This window comes from Streptomyces sp. NEAU-YJ-81 (genome assembly GCF_017592595.1).
Taxonomy (GTDB): Bacteria; Actinomycetota; Actinomycetes; order Streptomycetales; family Streptomycetaceae; genus Streptomyces; species Streptomyces hygroscopicus_B.
Map to the genome: position 1 here is coordinate 418,820 of NZ_JAGFNO010000005.1, position 15,011 is coordinate 433,830.

Annotated in this window: 14 protein-coding genes; 2 read left to right on the forward strand and 12 right to left on the reverse strand. The window is 72.5% G+C overall.

Features of this window, described 5'->3' with window-relative positions; translation table 11 throughout:
• Positions 1-5 precede the first annotated feature (5 nt).
• The 12 genes from J5X86_RS15495 to J5X86_RS15550 form a co-directional block, all read right to left on the reverse strand.
• Positions 6-992 (reverse strand): LLM class flavin-dependent oxidoreductase, encoded by a 987-nt coding sequence (locus J5X86_RS15495; RefSeq protein WP_308124564.1) that lies wholly within the window; start codon positions 990-992, stop codon positions 6-8.
• A complete protein-coding gene (locus tag J5X86_RS15500; protein WP_208517379.1) occupies positions 971-1,228 on the reverse strand; it encodes a phosphopantetheine-binding protein in 258 nt (85 codons plus the stop codon). Before J5X86_RS15500 ends, J5X86_RS15495 begins: the two co-directional genes overlap by 22 nt.
• A 46-nt stretch (positions 1,229-1,274) precedes the next feature.
• Positions 1,275-2,279 (reverse strand): aldose epimerase family protein, encoded by a 1,005-nt coding sequence (locus tag J5X86_RS15505; RefSeq protein ID WP_208517380.1) that lies wholly within the window; start codon positions 2,277-2,279, stop codon positions 1,275-1,277.
• Positions 2,279-2,845, reverse strand: coding sequence for a hypothetical protein (locus J5X86_RS15510; protein ID WP_208517381.1), 567 nt, complete (start codon positions 2,843-2,845; stop codon positions 2,279-2,281). Before J5X86_RS15510 ends, J5X86_RS15505 begins: the two co-directional genes overlap by 1 nt.
• 3 nt (positions 2,846-2,848) lie before the next feature.
• Complete coding sequence (locus J5X86_RS15515) at positions 2,849-4,450, reverse strand: aldehyde dehydrogenase family protein (protein WP_243980387.1); 1,602 nt, start codon at positions 4,448-4,450, stop codon at positions 2,849-2,851.
• Positions 4,447-6,150 carry a class I adenylate-forming enzyme family protein gene (locus J5X86_RS15520; RefSeq protein WP_208517382.1) on the reverse strand — a complete coding sequence of 568 codons (1,704 nt, stop codon included), beginning with the start codon at positions 6,148-6,150 and terminating at the stop codon, positions 4,447-4,449. The genes J5X86_RS15515 and J5X86_RS15520 overlap by 4 nt, the downstream gene beginning before the upstream one ends.
• A 3-nt stretch (positions 6,151-6,153) precedes the next feature.
• Complete coding sequence (locus J5X86_RS15525; protein WP_208517384.1) at positions 6,154-6,861, reverse strand: cupin domain-containing protein; 708 nt, start codon at positions 6,859-6,861, stop codon at positions 6,154-6,156.
• Positions 6,858-7,952, reverse strand: a complete 1,095-nt coding sequence (locus J5X86_RS15530; protein ID WP_208517385.1) for an SIS domain-containing protein — start codon at positions 7,950-7,952, stop codon at positions 6,858-6,860. Before J5X86_RS15530 ends, J5X86_RS15525 begins: the two co-directional genes overlap by 4 nt.
• Before the next feature lie 74 nt (positions 7,953-8,026).
• Positions 8,027-8,833: a BtpA/SgcQ family protein gene (locus tag J5X86_RS15535; RefSeq protein WP_243980388.1), complete on the reverse strand. Its 807-nt coding sequence runs from the start codon at positions 8,831-8,833 to the stop codon at positions 8,027-8,029.
• Between the two features lie 3 nt (positions 8,834-8,836).
• Positions 8,837-10,408 carry a pyridoxal phosphate-dependent aminotransferase gene (locus tag J5X86_RS15540; RefSeq protein WP_208517386.1) on the reverse strand — a complete coding sequence of 524 codons (1,572 nt, stop codon included), beginning with the start codon at positions 10,406-10,408 and terminating at the stop codon, positions 8,837-8,839.
• Between the two features lie 53 nt (positions 10,409-10,461).
• Positions 10,462-11,379 (reverse strand): TauD/TfdA family dioxygenase, encoded by a 918-nt coding sequence (locus J5X86_RS15545; RefSeq protein WP_208517387.1) that lies wholly within the window; start codon positions 11,377-11,379, stop codon positions 10,462-10,464.
• A 19-nt stretch (positions 11,380-11,398) separates the two neighbouring features.
• Complete coding sequence (locus J5X86_RS15550) at positions 11,399-12,628, reverse strand: MFS transporter (RefSeq protein WP_308124565.1); 1,230 nt, start codon at positions 12,626-12,628, stop codon at positions 11,399-11,401.
• 227 nt (positions 12,629-12,855) lie between these two features.
• Here J5X86_RS15550 and J5X86_RS15555 point away from each other — a divergent pair, with 227 nt between their 5' ends.
• Together J5X86_RS15555 and J5X86_RS15560 are read left to right on the forward strand one after the other, a co-directional pair.
• On the forward strand, positions 12,856-13,392 hold the full coding sequence (locus tag J5X86_RS15555; protein ID WP_208517388.1) for an NUDIX domain-containing protein: 537 nt from the start codon (positions 12,856-12,858) through the stop codon (positions 13,390-13,392).
• A gap of 256 nt (positions 13,393-13,648) precedes the next feature.
• A complete protein-coding gene (locus J5X86_RS15560; RefSeq protein ID WP_308124566.1) occupies positions 13,649-14,623 on the forward strand; it encodes a helix-turn-helix transcriptional regulator in 975 nt (324 codons plus the stop codon).
• Positions 14,624-15,011: the final 388 nt, after the last annotated feature.

Here is a 15,011-nt window from a genome sequence, read left to right on the forward strand (position 1 = left end):
GCTGCTCAGCCGGCCGGGTGGGCACGCAGCGCCGGGGCGACATGCCGGGCGAAGAGATCGAGGGTCTGCCAGTCGACCGGCGGCCGGGCGCCGAGCAGGAAGTCGCGTACGCCCAGGTCCAGATAGGGCCGCAGCCGCTCCATGCACTGCTCGGGCGTGCCGAAGACCAGATACTCCGGCCACACCGGCGAATCGGGGCCCACCCGCTCCAGCAGCCGCTCCTTGCGCTCCAGCGCCTGCCGCTCGTCCTCGGCGAGGATCGCCCGGAAGGTCACCGACTGGCGGATGGTCCCGGGGTCGCGGCCCACGACGGCGGCGTGTTCGGCGAGTTTTCGGAGCTTGTGGCGGTAGGTGTCCGGGGTTCCGGCGAGGGTGTTCCAGATGTCGGCGTGTTCCGCGACGATCCGCAGCATCCGCCGCTCGCCCTCGCCACCGATCACCAGCGGCAGCCGCTGCTGGAGGGGGCGCGGCCGCAGATGGGCGTCCTCGAGGCGGAAGTGTTGTCCGGTGAAGGTGGCAGGGCCGCCGGTCCACAGCGCCCGCATCACCCGGCACGCCTCGTCCAGCATGTCCAGCCGGGTCCCGGCACTCGGAAAGGGAATGCCGTACTGGCCGTAGGCCAGATCCGCACCGGCCGCGCCCATCCCGAACTCCAGCCGCCCGTCCGAGACATGGTCGATGGTGGCCGCGGCGGCCGCGGCCAGCGCCGGATGCCGCCAGGTCACCGCCGAGACGAGCACGGCGCAGCGGATCCGGCTGGTGCGTGCCGCGAGCGCCGAGAGCAGCGACATGCCCTCGAAGCACGGGCCCGCGGGGCCTCCCATCGGCGGACGGAAGTGGTCGAAGAGGGACACCCAGTCGTAGCCGAGCTCCTCCGCCGTCCGCCACAGCTTCAGCGCCTCGGCGAAGGTCGTGTATTGCTGGCCCGAGTGGACACCGACCCGGACGGCGTCTCCATGGATCCGCATGGTCAGCCGGCCTGCGGTCCGCACAGCGTGCGGACGGTGTCGGTGAGGGTGCGGATGGTGCGGAACACCTCGGGGGTGACCGCGTCGTCGGGGAACCGGAAGGTGAAGGTCTCCTCCAGGTCCACGACCAGGCCCGCCACCCCCAGCGAGCTCACACCGAGGGACGACAGCTCGGCGTCCGGGTCCAGGGCGGTGGCCGGTGGCGGCGCCTCCGCGCGGCGCCGCACGGCCTCCGCCACGGAAACCATGAGTGGGTCCATGAACGCGTATACCTCCTGTGGATCGGGCCCGGTGGGCGGGTGCGGCTCAGTGGGCCGAGAAGTGATGAACGGTGCGATGGCGGTAGGTCTCGCCGGGGTCGAGACGCACCGGGGGATAGTCGTCGCGGTTGGGCGCGTCCGGCAGTGGGCCGGTCTCCAGGCAGATGCCGGACCGCCGCCGCCCGGCGAAGCCGTCGGCCGAGTACACCCCCACCGCGGGCTGGTCGGTGACCACGCGCATGGTGCGCCCCGAGGCGGGGTCGTGCAGCCGCGCCGCCCAGTCCGGCTCGTCCAGGACGAAGCAGTTGTCCAGCCGCAGATCGCCCACCGGCTTGAGTCCGCGGTGGTCCAGCGGGCCTCCGGTGATGTCCGCGGGCGGCCCGGGGAGGGGGATGAGCTGGTCGTCGAAGACCACCGCCCGGGTGGAGTTGAGCGCGAGCAGATGGCCGTCGATCCGTCCGGCGCCGGCCAGGTTCCAGTAGGCGTGGTTGGTGAACCCCACGATGGTGCTCGCGGTGGTCGTGGCCGTGTAGGCGAAGGTCAACGTCCCTTCTGGGGAGACCTGGTAGAGCACTTCGGCGGACAGTGCCCCCGGGTAGCCCTGGTCGCCGTCCGGGCGCTCGAGGCGCAGCCGCAGCGACAGCACATCGCCCGAGCGCTCCGCCTCGGCCGCCCACACATACCGGTCGAAGCCGAGGTCTCCGCCGTGGATGTGGTGGTCGCCGTCATTGCGGTCGAGGTGGTACTCCACGCCGTCGAGCCGGAACCGGCCGCCCGCCACGCACCGGCAGTAACGGCCCACGGTGGAGCCGACATACGGATTGGCGGCGCGGTTCTGATAGCCGTCCAGGTCCGGAAGGCGCACCACCACATTGCCGGTGCGGCCCTCCCGGTCGGGGACCAGGACCTCCACGAGCTGCGCCCCGTAGGTCCACACCACCACGGCCAGGCCCGCGCCGGTGTCGAGGGTGTAGGCGTCCACGTCGGTCGGCCCCTGCCCGCGGTGGCCCACGGTGGTGCCGACGCTCTCCCGCCGTATCGTCGCCGCCATCAGCCCTCCCGGCCGGGGGCGGGGGCCGCCGCGCTAAGGGTCTTCTGCAGATGGGCGCGGCGGCTGCCGCCCGCGTCGCCGAGCGTGGGCCCGTACTGCCGGAATCCCAGGACGTCCAGCAGCGACCGGGTGTCCGTCAGATCCGGATTGGCTTCCGAGCGCAGTACGTCCGCACCGGCCCGCGTCGCCTCCTCGATGGCGTGGCGTACGCACCGCAGCCCCACCAGCGACCCGTCGTCGAGCCACTCGGGCGCCACGGCCAGCCGGGAGAGGTGAATCGGCCGCTCGGCGCGGGGGAACACTCCCTCGTCCACGGTGAACGGCGGATCCCAGGTCAGGGTGAACATCCCGGCGGGGTGTGCGCCGTGGCGCAGCAGACGCACCGCGCCGGACCGCACCCGGCGTTCGGTGGTCTCCGGGCGGCGCCGGGGTGCCGGGGTGCCGGAGGCGGCCGCCTGGTGGGTGTCGCACGCGCACAGCAGCGCGTGCACCTCCCGCGGGTCCTGGCTCACCTCCCATCGCCACGTGGCCGCCGTCCGCTCGGCCGGGAACCGGGTCTGCGCCATCGCTCAGCCCCTGCCCACGCGTACGGTCACGGTCTTGGGGCGCTGGTACTCGGTGAGCGCCAGCACGCTCATGTCCGTGCCGTGCCCCGAGCCGCCACGTCCGCCGTGGGGCAGTTCCGCGGTCTGTTCCAGGCAGCAGTTGACCCACACCTCGCCGGCGTTCAGCTCCCCGGCCAGCTCCAGGACGGTGTCCGTACGGGTGCCCCAGACGCTCGCGGCGAGGGCCTGCGGCACCGAGTTGGCCAGGGCCAGGGCCTCGGCGTGGTCGTCCGCCGCCTGCACGGTGAGCACCGGCGCGAACACCTCCTCGAGCACCGCCGGATCGTCCGGGGGCAGGTCGGCGAGGATGCGGCCGGGCCGCCAGTGGCCGCCCTCCTCGCCCGGGGGCGGCGCGAGCGGGGCGATGTGCTCGATGCCCGCCGCGCTCTGCCCGATGATCCGGTCGTAACGGGCCGCCTGGTCCGCGTTGTTGAGCGGGCCGAAGTGGACACCGGCGCGCCGGTCGGCCATCGCCTTGGCCAGCCCCTCGACGGTCTCCAGGTAGTTCTCCCGGAGGGTGATGACGCGGGCGGGGGCGGCGCAGCTCTGCCCGGCGTTGTAGGTGGCGGCCCGCACCAGCGCCTCATAGGTGTCCGGCGGCGCGTCCGGCAGCACCAGCGCCGGGCAGTTGCCGCCGAGCTCCAGGCTGACGCGGCGCAGTCCGGCACGGGCGACGATGTCGCGGCCGCCCGTCTCGCTGCCGGTGAACGCCACCGCGTCGATGTCGCTTTCCACCAGCAGACGGCCGGTGTCGCGGTCGCCCGGCACCGTCAGCAGGACGCCGGGACCCAGCGTCGCCGCCGCGTCCCGCGCCAGGAGCAGCGCGGTGTCCGGGGTGGTCAGCGCGGGCTTGAGGACCACCGTGTTGCCGGTGGCCAGCGCGGGCCCGATGCGCCACGCGGCCATCATCAACGGGTAGTTCCAGGGCACGATCACCCCGATGACGCCCAGCGGCTCCCACCGCACCCAGCTCTCCCGGCCGGGCAGGTATTGCCCGCCCGCCGGAGAGACGTCCGCGCGCACCGCGCCCGCGTAGAAGCGCAGCAGATCGGCGTAGTTCTCGACCTCGCCCGCTGCCTCGGCGGCGGGCTTGCCGGTGCCCGCCTGCTCGGCCGCGACGTACTCGGCGGACCGCTCCTCGATCAGGTCGGCGAGGCGGAGCAGCCGCCGCGCCCTGACGCGGGGCGCGAGCGCGGCCCAGGAGGGCGCGGCGGCGCGGGACTCGGCCACCGCGGCCGCCACCTCCGGCTCACCGCCCAGCGCGATCCGCCGCCGCTCGTGTCCGGTGCGGGGGTCGGTCAGCACCGTCTCGGCGACGGCGGGGCCCAGCTTGCCCGCCACGAAGGCGGCGATGCGCTCGACGGTGCGGAAGCGGTCCTGGGACAGGTCGGCGGCCGTCACACCGATGCCGAATTCCTTCTCCATCGCCATGAACAGATTCATGAAGCCGATGGAGTCGAGCAGACCGGACTCGATCAGATCGGCCCCGGGTGGTGGCGGCTCGATCTGGAGGACCGTACACAGCAGGTCCGTGACGCGGGATGTCATCCCGGAGGGGGTGTTCATGGGGTACTCCTGGGGCTGGGCGGGGTGAATGCGGGGGCCGGGCGCGGGGGGCCGTCCGTGGCGCCGTCCCGCGCGGTGGCGGCCAGCCGTCCGGCCAGCTCCCGGCGCAGGACCTTGCCGGTCCGGGTCCTCGGGATGGCGTCGAACGGCACCACACGGCGTGGCAGCACCGCGGGCCGGAACGCCGCGGCCAGCGCGGGCAGCACATCGGGCGGGCCGTCGGCACCGGGGGCCGGCACGACCGCCGCCACGATCTCCTCACCCAGGAAGCGGTGCGCAAGCGCGACACACGCGGCGTCCCGGACCCGGGGCACGGCGCGCAGCACCCGGTCCATCTCGTCCAGGGAGACGGTCTCGCCGCCGACCTTGGCGATGTTCTTGCGGCGCCCGGTGACGACGACGAAGGGCTCGGCGCGGTCCGGGTCGGCGACCTCCATCCCCAGGTCCTGGGTGTGGAACCAGCCGGCCGCGAACGCCTCGCCGGTCGCGGCCGGGTTGGCCTCGTAGCGGGACATCACATTGTGGCCGCGCACACAGATCTCTCCCACCTGCCCGGGAGCCGCCCGCTCACCCTCCGGGGTCAGCACCGCCACCTCGTTGCCGAACAGGGCCGTGCCGATCGACGGGATATCGGTGTCGAGCATCAGCCGCCGATAGGTGTCCTCGGACAGATCGGCCGGCAGCGTGGTGGAGAAGTTCACCGTCTCGGTCAGCCCGTAGCCCTGGAGCACCCGGGCACCGAACCGGTCCCACACCGCCCGCGCGGTGCGCGTGGTCAGCGGTGCGGCAGCCGAGACGAAATACCCGAAGTCCTCCGGGAGCTGGGGCGACCGCCACGTCTCCAGCAGTGCCTCCAGCACACTGGGCACGACGCTGGCGATCCGCGGCCGGAACCGCTGGAGCAGCCGGGGGTAGCGCAGTGGATCGAAGCCGTCCGCGAGCAGCACATGGGCACCGGCCGCCAGGACGCCGAGGACGGTGAAGTGCAGACCGTTGACATGGTGGACGGGAAGGCAGCCGAGCAGCCGGTCACCGGGGCGCAGCCCGTGGTGGCGGCCGAGCGCCTCCGCGTTCACGGCGGCGTTGTAGTGGGACTGGGCGACCAGTTTGGAGGCCGCCGTGGACCCCGAGGTGGCGAAGAACAGGGCGTCCTGGTCCGGGTCGATCTGCGGGCCGCCGAGGTCGTCCTGCGGCTCCTCCAGGGTCCGCGGATCGGGGAGGACGACCGCCTCCGGCAGCGCCTCGGCGGGCACCGACGGCGGCCGCAGCACCACCTGCGCCCGCACCGCCTCGGTCTGCTGCCGTCGCCGGTCGGCGGGGTCCTGCGGGCCGAGCAGCAGCAGCGGGCAGCCCGCCCGCAGCACCGCGAGGACGGCCACGATCGAGGCCGGGTCGTTGACCGGGGCGAGGGCCACGGTCCGCCCGGGTGACACCTGGAGCCCGGCGCGCAGCCATCGGGCCAGGCGCCGGCTCAGCAGATCGGCCTCGCCGTAGCTGAGCGTGGTGAGCTCACCGTCGTCCGCCACGGTGGTCAGGAAGGGGGCCCCGCCCCGGGTCCGGGCGTGGTGCGCGAGCCAGGACACCAGGGTGGGGTGCGGGGTCAGCCGGTCCTCGAAGGGGATGCCGCGGTAGGTGTGGGCCATCGCGGCGTCGGTGGCCGCGGCTGTGGACACCTCATCGGCGCTGATTGGAGAGGCCATCGCTCACCCGAACCGGTGGGGGGAGTGGGTGCAGCCCTGCGCCGCGAGCTCCTCGCCGCTGGTCGCCCGGATGTCACAGATCCGGCAGGTGATCTCCCCGAACTCGCCCAAGAGCGCGGCATAGGCGGTGAGTTCCTGCCGGTCCAGGCTGTCGAGGCGGCGGTGCGGCGCGCCCACGGACAGGATCATGTGGTCGCTGACCGCGCCCACGGCGTGGGTGATGGCTCCCTGGACCATGTACACCTGACCGGGGCGGGTCTGCACGATCTCCCCGGCCACCGCGATCGTCCCGGTGCCCGCGAGCACGAACAGCAGATGGTCGCCGGGGTGGGTGTGGGGCGCGAAACCGCTGTTCGCCGGGATGTGGAGGATGTCGGCGCCCACATGGCCGCTGGACACCAGGGAGTGGCCGGTGGCGTCGGCGGTCTTCGTCACCTTCGTCGGGCCGGGCTCGACGGTGATGCCGAGCTGCTGTGTCGTGCCGTCCAGACCGAGGTCCTCGGCCCAGTCACAGATCAGCAGGGGGCCGGGCGGTGTCCCGGGCGCCTCGGGGCGCTCCTCGGCGGGCAGCTCGTCGGCCTTGGCGCGGCCGAACACCGAGAGCAGTTCGAGCGATTTCGCCCTGCGCTCCGCGGGGTCGAGGTCGTGCAACTCCTCCGTCAGGAGGGAGATGATCTGCTGGGTGGACAGGTCGTCCGTAGTCCGGGTCACGGTGTCTCTCCGCGGTCTTGGGGGGTGGTCGGGATCGGACGGGGCAGGTCGGCCAGGAACGGCGCCCGTCCCAGGTGTTGGGCGAGATGGCAGGAAAGAGGGGCGGCGAACACGTGGTAGAGGAGGGGCGAGAACTCCTCCCGTACGTGTCCGGACACCGGCAGCGCGGCCCAGCCGTGCCGGGCGATCGCGGAGTCGTCCTCGGGCGCGACGGTGATGACACGCCGCCCGAGCGCCGCCGCCTTCGCGGCCACCTCCGCGGCGTGCCGGTACGAGCGCCCCGGCGCGGCCACCACGATCACGGGCGCCTCGGGCGGCCGGGCGAACCGCTCGACATGACACCACTCCTCCAGGTCCTGCCCGGTGGCGAAGACGCCGGAGGTCTCGATCACCTTGGCGGCGGCGAAGAGCACGGTGCCGTGGGAGGGGCCGCTGCCGAGCACGCTGAGCACGGCCGCGTCGGCGATGTGTTCGGCGGTCTCACGGCACCGGGTCCGGGCGGTCTCGGCGGTCGCCTCGACCGGTCCGGCCAGTGCGGTCAGCTCACCCCGCAGCGCGTCCGCCTCCGGCCCGCTGAGGCGCCCGCGCAGCTCGCCCAGCCGGATGGCGATCAGCAGCAGGCCCAGCAGGCTGGCCTGGTAGGTGCGCACGCCCGGCGACCGCTCGGTGTCCGGCAGGGTGACCAGGAGGGCGCCGTCGGCCGCCCGCGCCACCGGGCTGTCGGGCGTTGCGGTGACCGCGATGGCATGCGCCCCGCCGTCACGGGCCAGCTCGGCCGACCGCACGACGAGCGGTGTGCGGCCCGAGGCGGAGACCGTGAGGGTCAGTTCCGTACGGGGCTGGCGGCCGCCGGACCCGGGGTGGTCGTACTCCACGAAGCGCAGCGCGTTCACCGGGCGGCAGTCCACCCCGGCCAGCGAGGCGAAGGCCATCCGTACGGCGCACGCCGCGTGGTACGAGTCGCCGTCGCCCACGATGCTGACGGTGTCCACCGCCGCCCACCGTGCGGGCAGCAGGGTGCGCACCTGCTCGTCGAAGGGCCCGGTCCGCTCGCGGAGGTCCGCCGCGAGAGCGTCGACCTGACGCAGCATCACCCGTGGGTCCAAAGGTGGCGGTGGCGCCTGGATTCCGGCGCCGGCCGGTGTGTTCGGTTCGCTTCGGCCGCTCACCGCTCCAGCCTCCGTACGATGTCGACGTACTCCGCCACCCGGTCGCGGTCGATCTCGCCGCCCCAGCCGTCGCGCTCCAGGCAGGTGCCCACGAACGCCCCGTCCGCCGCGGCCATCAGCCGTGCCGCGTTCTCGTGCCGGGTGTGTCCGGCCAGGATCACTGGCAGGTCGGGCGCGGCCTCGCGGACGGACGCGATCATGTCCAGCGCGGTGTCCTCGTCCGGGTGGCACAGCGACACCGCGTCGGCCCCGACGGCCCGCGCGGCCCGCGCCACCTCGGCGGTGGTCTTCTGCCCGCCGAACCACCGGAAGTGCATCGAGTCGATCTCGGCGATGATCCTGACGTGTTCGGCGCCGATCCGGCGGCGGTACTCCATCACCCGCAGCGGATCGGCCCGCACCATGCCGTGCGCGGTGAGGGTCTGCCCCACCAGGGCGCCCGCGCGGATATAGCCGCCGCCCGCGACCTTCGCCACCGCCAGGGACGCCGTGAGGGCGTTGCGCATCAGCTGTACGCCGATGTGGAACCGCTCATCGGTCGCCTGGGCCACCGCGCGCGTGATCAGGCCCATCGCCACCGTGCGCGCCGGGTCGGACTCCTCGTCCACGGTGTAGACCCGGTCCACCGTCTGGATCAGGCAGCCGTCCGCCCCGCCCTCGTACAGCGCCCGTGCGGACCGGACCGCGGTGTCGAGCGTGCGGTCGAAGGAACCGTCCTCGTGAAAGGGGGTGCCGGGCAGCGGTGACAGATGCACCATGCCGAGGACCAGTTTGCGGCCGCCCGCAGTCAACCATCCGTCCATGGCTCAGCCTCCGTATCCCGGGGCGGCATGCGAGCGCAGCCGGTCGAAGGCGGCGGAGAGCTCGTCCCAGGGCCGCGCCGTGGTGACCCTGACGACGCCGCCGGAGAGGCAGAAGGTGAGGATTCCGGGGAACACCGAGACGCCGGTCTCCCGCAGGACGTCGCGGAAACATCGGTAGGAGTCGTCCCAACCGGGCAGCTCCACGGCGGTGTTGATGGAAAAACGCGGCGGAAGCACCCGGCCGGGGATCTCCGACAGCCGTACGGTGGCCGCGTCCCGCAGGACGGTCAGGTCCTCGGCCCGGCGCAGCCGCTCGGCGCGGTAGCCGCGGTAGGCGTTCCGCAGCCGTACCAGGTCGATGTCGTAGCCGGATTCGAACTCCTTGGCCTCGGCCGGCCCCGGCGTCTCGACCCCGGTGATGAGCCACCGCTCCAGGCGGGCGAGCACCTCGATGGTCGTGTAGAAGAACGAGGGCGGGCCGCCGAAGGAGGACGACGCGTACTCGTAGTACTCGTCGATGAACGCCGGGTCGGCGAGAAACCACCCGGCCTTCAGCCCCGGCGCCGACCAGGTCTTGGACAGGCTGGACACCCGCACCACCTGGGGCGCCGCGCGGTCCGCGGAGCGTTTCTCGTAGTCCCCGAGCCACTCATGGCACTCGTCCAGCACGATGACCGTGGAGGGGGAGGCGGCGCGGATCAGCCGGACGAGATCGGCCTCGGCCACGGCGGCGCCGGTCGGATTGCCCACCGTCTGCAGCATCACCATCGGGGTGTCCGGGGTGAGGGCGGCGATCAGCGGTTCGAGGGAGGTCTGGCCGTCCTGGGAGACCAGGGGCACCAGCTGGACGTCGTGCCGGCGGGCTATCGTCTCCACCAGGGGCGGGTAGTTGGGGATCGCGCACAGCGCCGGTGAGGGGGAGCGCGGGCCGCCGTGCAGCACGAAGTCCGCGAGCGTGCTGATGGCGAAGGTGCCGCCCATGGTGATGGCCACGTTCTCGGTGCCGTAGCGCGCACCCTGGATGCGGGCGTTCTCGTACGCGGCGATGGCCTCGCGGGCCGGGACACGTCCACGCGAGTCGGAGTAGCCGTACCAGTCCCGGTCCAGGGCGTAGCGGATGCACTCCTTCAGGCTCTGCGGCAGCCCCCACCGCTCCTCGTCGATCGACCCGCTGGAGAGGATGTAGCGGGCGTTGTCCCGCAGCTCGCCGTACAGGTCGTCACGGAAGAACCAGTTGAAGAGCTCCTTGACGAACCGCACGGTGGCGCGGGAGGACAGCACCTCCTCGGGCTCGACGGCCCGGCGCGGCCTGCTGGCCCGCCAGGTCTCGGCGAGCGCCGGGCGCAGGGCGTTGCCGCCGAGCTCGTGCTCGACCCGCCCCAGCCACAGGTTCCGCAGCTCCAGGGCGTCGTGGGGGTCGCGGGCCCGGGCGTAGACCTCCAGGACACGATGGTCGACGGCGGGGGTGAAGACGTCGCGGATGCCACCGGGATGCGGTGGACGCGCCGCGGTCTCGCGCGCGTCCGGCGGGGCGTGACACGGACGCGGAGACGGTACGGATTCGAAGAGTTTCATGCGTTTCCCCGAGTGGGCCGCCCGTGTGGGCGAGCGTGAACGGATGGCATGGGCTACACGACGCGCAGGCGCTTGAGATGCCGGAGCCGGGCCTCGGGCGTGGCCGAACCGCTGGTTCTCCCGTGGAAGAAGTAGGTGTTGTCGATGACGACGAGAAGCCCGCGCCGCCACTGGAGCCCTTGCGCGTGCTCCGGCGCGTACATGGCCGCCAAAAGCTCGCGGAGCGCGTCGCCCACGGCTGTGGCGTCCTCCTCCGGCCCCTCGTAGGACCACTGGAGCTCATCGGCGAGGAAGTCGCGGAGGGAGAACACCCAGCGGTCCCCGACCTGCCGGGCGATCGTGGGAACACCGGGGCGGTCGCGGTAGCGGGTCCGGGAGAGTACGGCCAGGGTCTTCGGTGCCAGCCGGCGCGCCACCTCCCGCATCGGCACCAGCACCGTCCTGGCGCCCTGCGACGCGTCCCCGGGGGCCAGACACATCAGCACGATGTAGCGCGGCTGCCGCTCGACGGGGGCGCCGCTGCTCTCGGTGTGCAGCGAGAGGTAGTTGCCGGCGAAGGGCTGCAGGGCCACGTCGTCGGTACGGGCGTGCTCGCTGCGCAGGTTGAGGATCACCTCCTCCTCCACATACGGCGCGACCGCCGGGTCCCGTTCGGGCATGGCGGTGCCCAGGAACGCGCCGAGCGCGGTGAACCGGTCGTTGGGCAGCGGTTCATCGAGCTGGATCGCGGCCAGGCCACGGCTCCACAGCTGCTCGGACACCTCCTCGTGGAGGGCGTCGGACGGCCCGGATGTCAGGTCCGGGCGGGGGCGGCCGGTGACATCGGCCAGCGGAGTGCCGTTTCCCAGCAGCCGCTCGCGCGGGGGGACGTGCGGATCGGCCGCGCCGGCCAGAAAGGCGCCGTGGGCGGGCCCGTCCCCGGCATTCGGCACCGGGGGCCGGACGGGAGACAGGGACGTTCGATGTTCCATCGCAGTGCTCCTTGGGGGGTCAGCCGCTGTGCGCCGGCTGTGGGGCGCGGGTGCGCTCGGCCCAGCCGACGACCGGCTTCATGGCCAGGCCCGCGAGGACGAACAGGCCGCCGAGCAGCAGCCAGCCGAGGGCACCGCCCTGGAGGACGGTGGCGGTGAGGAAGGTGGGGGCGATCATGAAGGAGGCCGCGTATCCGGAGAAGAAGAACCCCTGGTACTGCCCCTGCTTGTCCGGTGGCGCGAGGTCGAACCCGATGACCCAGGCGCCGGCCGACAACACCATCTCGCCGTACACATGCACGGCGCCGGCCAGCAGCAGGAAGACCACGGCCATGGCCACGCCGTCCGCCGCCGACGCGGCGAACAGGGCGCAGGCGGCGCACAGGACGAAACCGGCCTGCCGGACGGCCCGTACCGCGAGCGGAATCTCCGTCACCCGCTTGGCGATCCGCACCTGGAACGCCACCACGTTCGCCGTGTTGAGCAGGAACAGGGCCGTCACCATCCAGCGAGGGGCGTCCGTGTGCCCGGCGATCCACAGCGGCACCACGATCTCCAGCAGCACCGCGTGCAGGGACAGCACCGCACTCAAGGCCGTGACCAGGGCGAAGGGCCGGTCGCGCAGCACCGCGAGCCGGGGCTGCCCGGGGCCGTCCGCCGCCGTGGCCACCGGCGCCACCTTCGGAAGGGCGGTCAGCACGGCCGCGGCCACGAGGAAGGACAGGGCGTCCAGCACCAGGACGGTACGGAACGCGGCGGGGGTGTCCAGCTGCAGCGCGATGCCCGCGAAGCCGGCGCCCACCGCCACGCCCACATTGGTGATCGCCCGCAGATGGGCCCGGGTCTCCACCAGGTCCTCACCCCGCAGCGTGCTCGCGATGGCCGTCTGGAGTGCCGCCCGGCCGCCCCGCTCCATCACCACGAACAGGCATGCCGCCAGGGTGAATTGGGCGAAGGAGCCGACGACGAGATAGCCGGCGGCGGCCAGTCCGTTGAGGGCGATCAGCAGGGCCGCCGTTTCGCGTCCTCCGCGGCGGTCGGCGATATGTCCCAGGGGAACTCCGGCGAACAGCCCCACCGCTCCGGCGATGGTCAGCCCCAGCCCCAATTGGGCCACGGAAATGCCGACCACAGTGGTGAAATAAAGCGCCGAACACGTCATGAAGGCGCCGTGCCCCATGGTGATGAAGAGAGTCGCCAAGGCCAGAACACGTCCCGGCCCCGAAGCGGGGAGAAGTCGATTCAGCACGCCGACAACTGTAGGGATCGGGCGGAATTCGCAGGGAACTGCGAACGCCCGGTGCGCGGTTGGGGAAATGACCGCTCAATGACCGGAGCTTTCCCGGGACATCGGCCCCTCTGGACGCGGTGGGGCCGGGCGGAGCAGGCCCGGTCCCGGGCATCCCCGCCGGTATGGAGCCCCGCTTGTTGTATCTTGCGTGCTGCCGTACGCCGAGGAAGCGGAGGGGGAGGCTCATGGGCTACACGCGCGGACGCCGCGTCACACACTGTCCCTACTGCGGTACCGCGTGCGCCGAGGGCGCCGGATGGCCGCGGGACTGCTCCGGCTGCGGTGAGACCCAATGGCGCAACCCGCTGCCCGCCGCGGTGGTCCTACAGCCCGTGGCAACGTTGTCCGGCCGGCTCGGAGTGGTCGTGGTGCGCCGCGCGATCGAGCCCGCCCTGGGGCAACTGGCGCTGCCCGGCGGCTATGTGGAGGTCGGCGAGACCTGGCAGCAGGGCGCCGTACGGGAACTGCGGGAGGAAACCGGCCTGGCGGCCGACCCGGGGCAGGTCCGCCTCTTCGACGTGCACTCCACCCGGGACACCCTCGAGGTCTTCGCCCTGCTGCCGGTGCGCGACGCCGGCACCCTGCCCGAGCCCGCGCCGATGCCCGAGACGGCCGGATGGCAGGTCCTCGACACACCGGTCACGCTGGCCTTCGACGGCCATACGACGGCCGTGGCCGCGCTCCTGGGCACGGCCCTGCCCAGCGGTACGGGGCCCCGGTGAACCCCTCCGCGGCGATGGCCGTCTGTCTCTCCAAAGCCCTTCTGACAGGACCAGTGGTAGAAGAGAAAAGAAACAAAATGCTGCTGAGACACCGGCCGTCCGATGTTGGATTCCCGTCCGATTGCTCGTCGATACGACTCGTCGACGGACGAGGGGAGAGCTTGTGAACCCGCTCCTCCAGCCCACCGCTTGCGGCGCCTCGTATGTGAGTGATGCCGAAGCCGAGCTGTATTCCTGCATCCTGAGATTCCAGCAGGTGACCAGAGAATTCCTGGGCACCTTATCCGAGCTGGAAATGTCCGAGGAAGAGCTCGACGCGGCGGTCCGCCGGCTGACGGAACTGGGCCTGCTGCGCTCCCACTCCACGGACCCGGCGCTCCTGGTGCCCGTCGACCCCGACCTGGCCGCCGCGGCGCTCACCGCCCCGATCCAGGAGTCCCTGCAGGAACGGCGGCGCCAACTGGACCAGATCGGCGTCGAGTTCGGACGGCTGCGGGCCCACTTCCTCGAAGGCAGGCGCTGTGCCACCGGGAGCATCGAGGTGATCGGGCATCTGGACGAGGTCCGCGCCGCCTTGAACCGTGCCTCCAACGAGTGTCAGGAGGAGGTGCTGAGCAGTCAGCCGGGCGGCGGGCGGGCACCGGAGGTCTTGGAGGAGGCGATCAGCCGTGACACGGCGCTGCTCGCCCGGGGGGTGCGCATGCGCACGCTCTACAACCACACGGCCCGGTTCAACGCGCCGAGTCAGGCATACGTGGCCGTCATGTCCGGCCTCGGCGCCGAATACCGGACCGTCCACGATCCGTTCGGCCGGCTGATCGTCTTCGACCGGGACCTGGCGTTCGTCCCCGACCGGGAGGGGAGCCTGGGGGCGGTGATCGTACGCGAGCCGTCCCTCGTCCGCTATCTCCGCTCGATCTTCGAGAACGCGTGGGCCCATGCCCGGCCCTTCTCGGACGCCGCCGCCGACGGCCTCGAATCCGTGGCGAAAGAGCTGGACGGAACGATCCTCCGCCTGCTGGCGGCAGGCTACAAGGATGAAGCGATCGGCCGCAGGCTGGGGATGTCGCTGCGCACCACGCGCAAGCACGTCGCCGACATCATGGACACTCTCGGGGCGGTGAGCCGGTTCCAGGCCGGAGTCCTCGCCGCCCGCGCCGGTCTGCTGGACCACGACGAGAGCGAAGACGAGAGCGAACCGGACACCGGTGTGCGGGAGGCCGCCGGGTAGCCGGCGCCTGTCTGCCATCAGCGCGTCAACGGGGGTGCGAGGCCGCGACGGCGGATACCGTCGCGGCCTCAGGTATTTCGGCGGAGCCCGCTTCGGCGGAGCCCGTTTCCGTGGGACCGTTTCCGTGGGGCCGCTTCGGCGGATCGCGTCTCGGCGGGGCCCGCTTCCGCGGGGCCGTCTGTCACGTCGGCGCGGGACCGCCGAAAAGGGACTGGCACACCGCACCACCGGCGGGCGAGGATGGGCATCGCCTGCGCGGGGGGTTCCGCAGACACAGACTTCGGGCGGCCCGGGCGGGCCGCTCCACGTCGTCAGCTGCCCATGCCTGCCGTGCGATCGGTGCTCGATCGCCTCGGAGAGCGCTTGTGTCGTCCGTTGCCGGTGGCGG

Bases quoted from the DNA above. Each gene is read 5' to 3' on its own strand.
- J5X86_RS15505 (WP_208517380.1), bottom strand. From the start codon at position 2,279: ATGGCGGCGACGATACGGCGGGAGAGCGTCGGCACCACCGTGGGCCAC.
- J5X86_RS15545 (WP_208517387.1), bottom strand. From the start codon at position 11,379: ATGGAACATCGAACGTCCCTGTCTCCCGTCCGGCCCCCGGTGCCGAAT.
- J5X86_RS15555 (WP_208517388.1), top strand. From the start codon at position 12,856: ATGGGCTACACGCGCGGACGCCGCGTCACACACTGTCCCTACTGCGGT.
- J5X86_RS15520 (WP_208517382.1), bottom strand. From the start codon at position 6,150: ATGGCCTCTCCAATCAGCGCCGATGAGGTGTCCACAGCCGCGGCCACC.
- J5X86_RS15535 (WP_243980388.1), bottom strand. From the start codon at position 8,833: ATGGACGGATGGTTGACTGCGGGCGGCCGCAAACTGGTCCTCGGCATG.
- J5X86_RS15510 (WP_208517381.1), bottom strand. From the start codon at position 2,845: ATGGCGCAGACCCGGTTCCCGGCCGAGCGGACGGCGGCCACGTGGCGA.
- J5X86_RS15515 (WP_243980387.1), bottom strand. From the start codon at position 4,450: ATGAACACCCCCTCCGGGATGACATCCCGCGTCACGGACCTGCTGTGT.
- J5X86_RS15540 (WP_208517386.1), bottom strand. From the start codon at position 10,408: ATGAAACTCTTCGAATCCGTACCGTCTCCGCGTCCGTGTCACGCCCCG.
- J5X86_RS15500 (WP_208517379.1), bottom strand. From the start codon at position 1,228: ATGGACCCACTCATGGTTTCCGTGGCGGAGGCCGTGCGGCGCCGCGCG.
- J5X86_RS15530 (WP_208517385.1), bottom strand. From the start codon at position 7,952: ATGCTGCGTCAGGTCGACGCTCTCGCGGCGGACCTCCGCGAGCGGACC.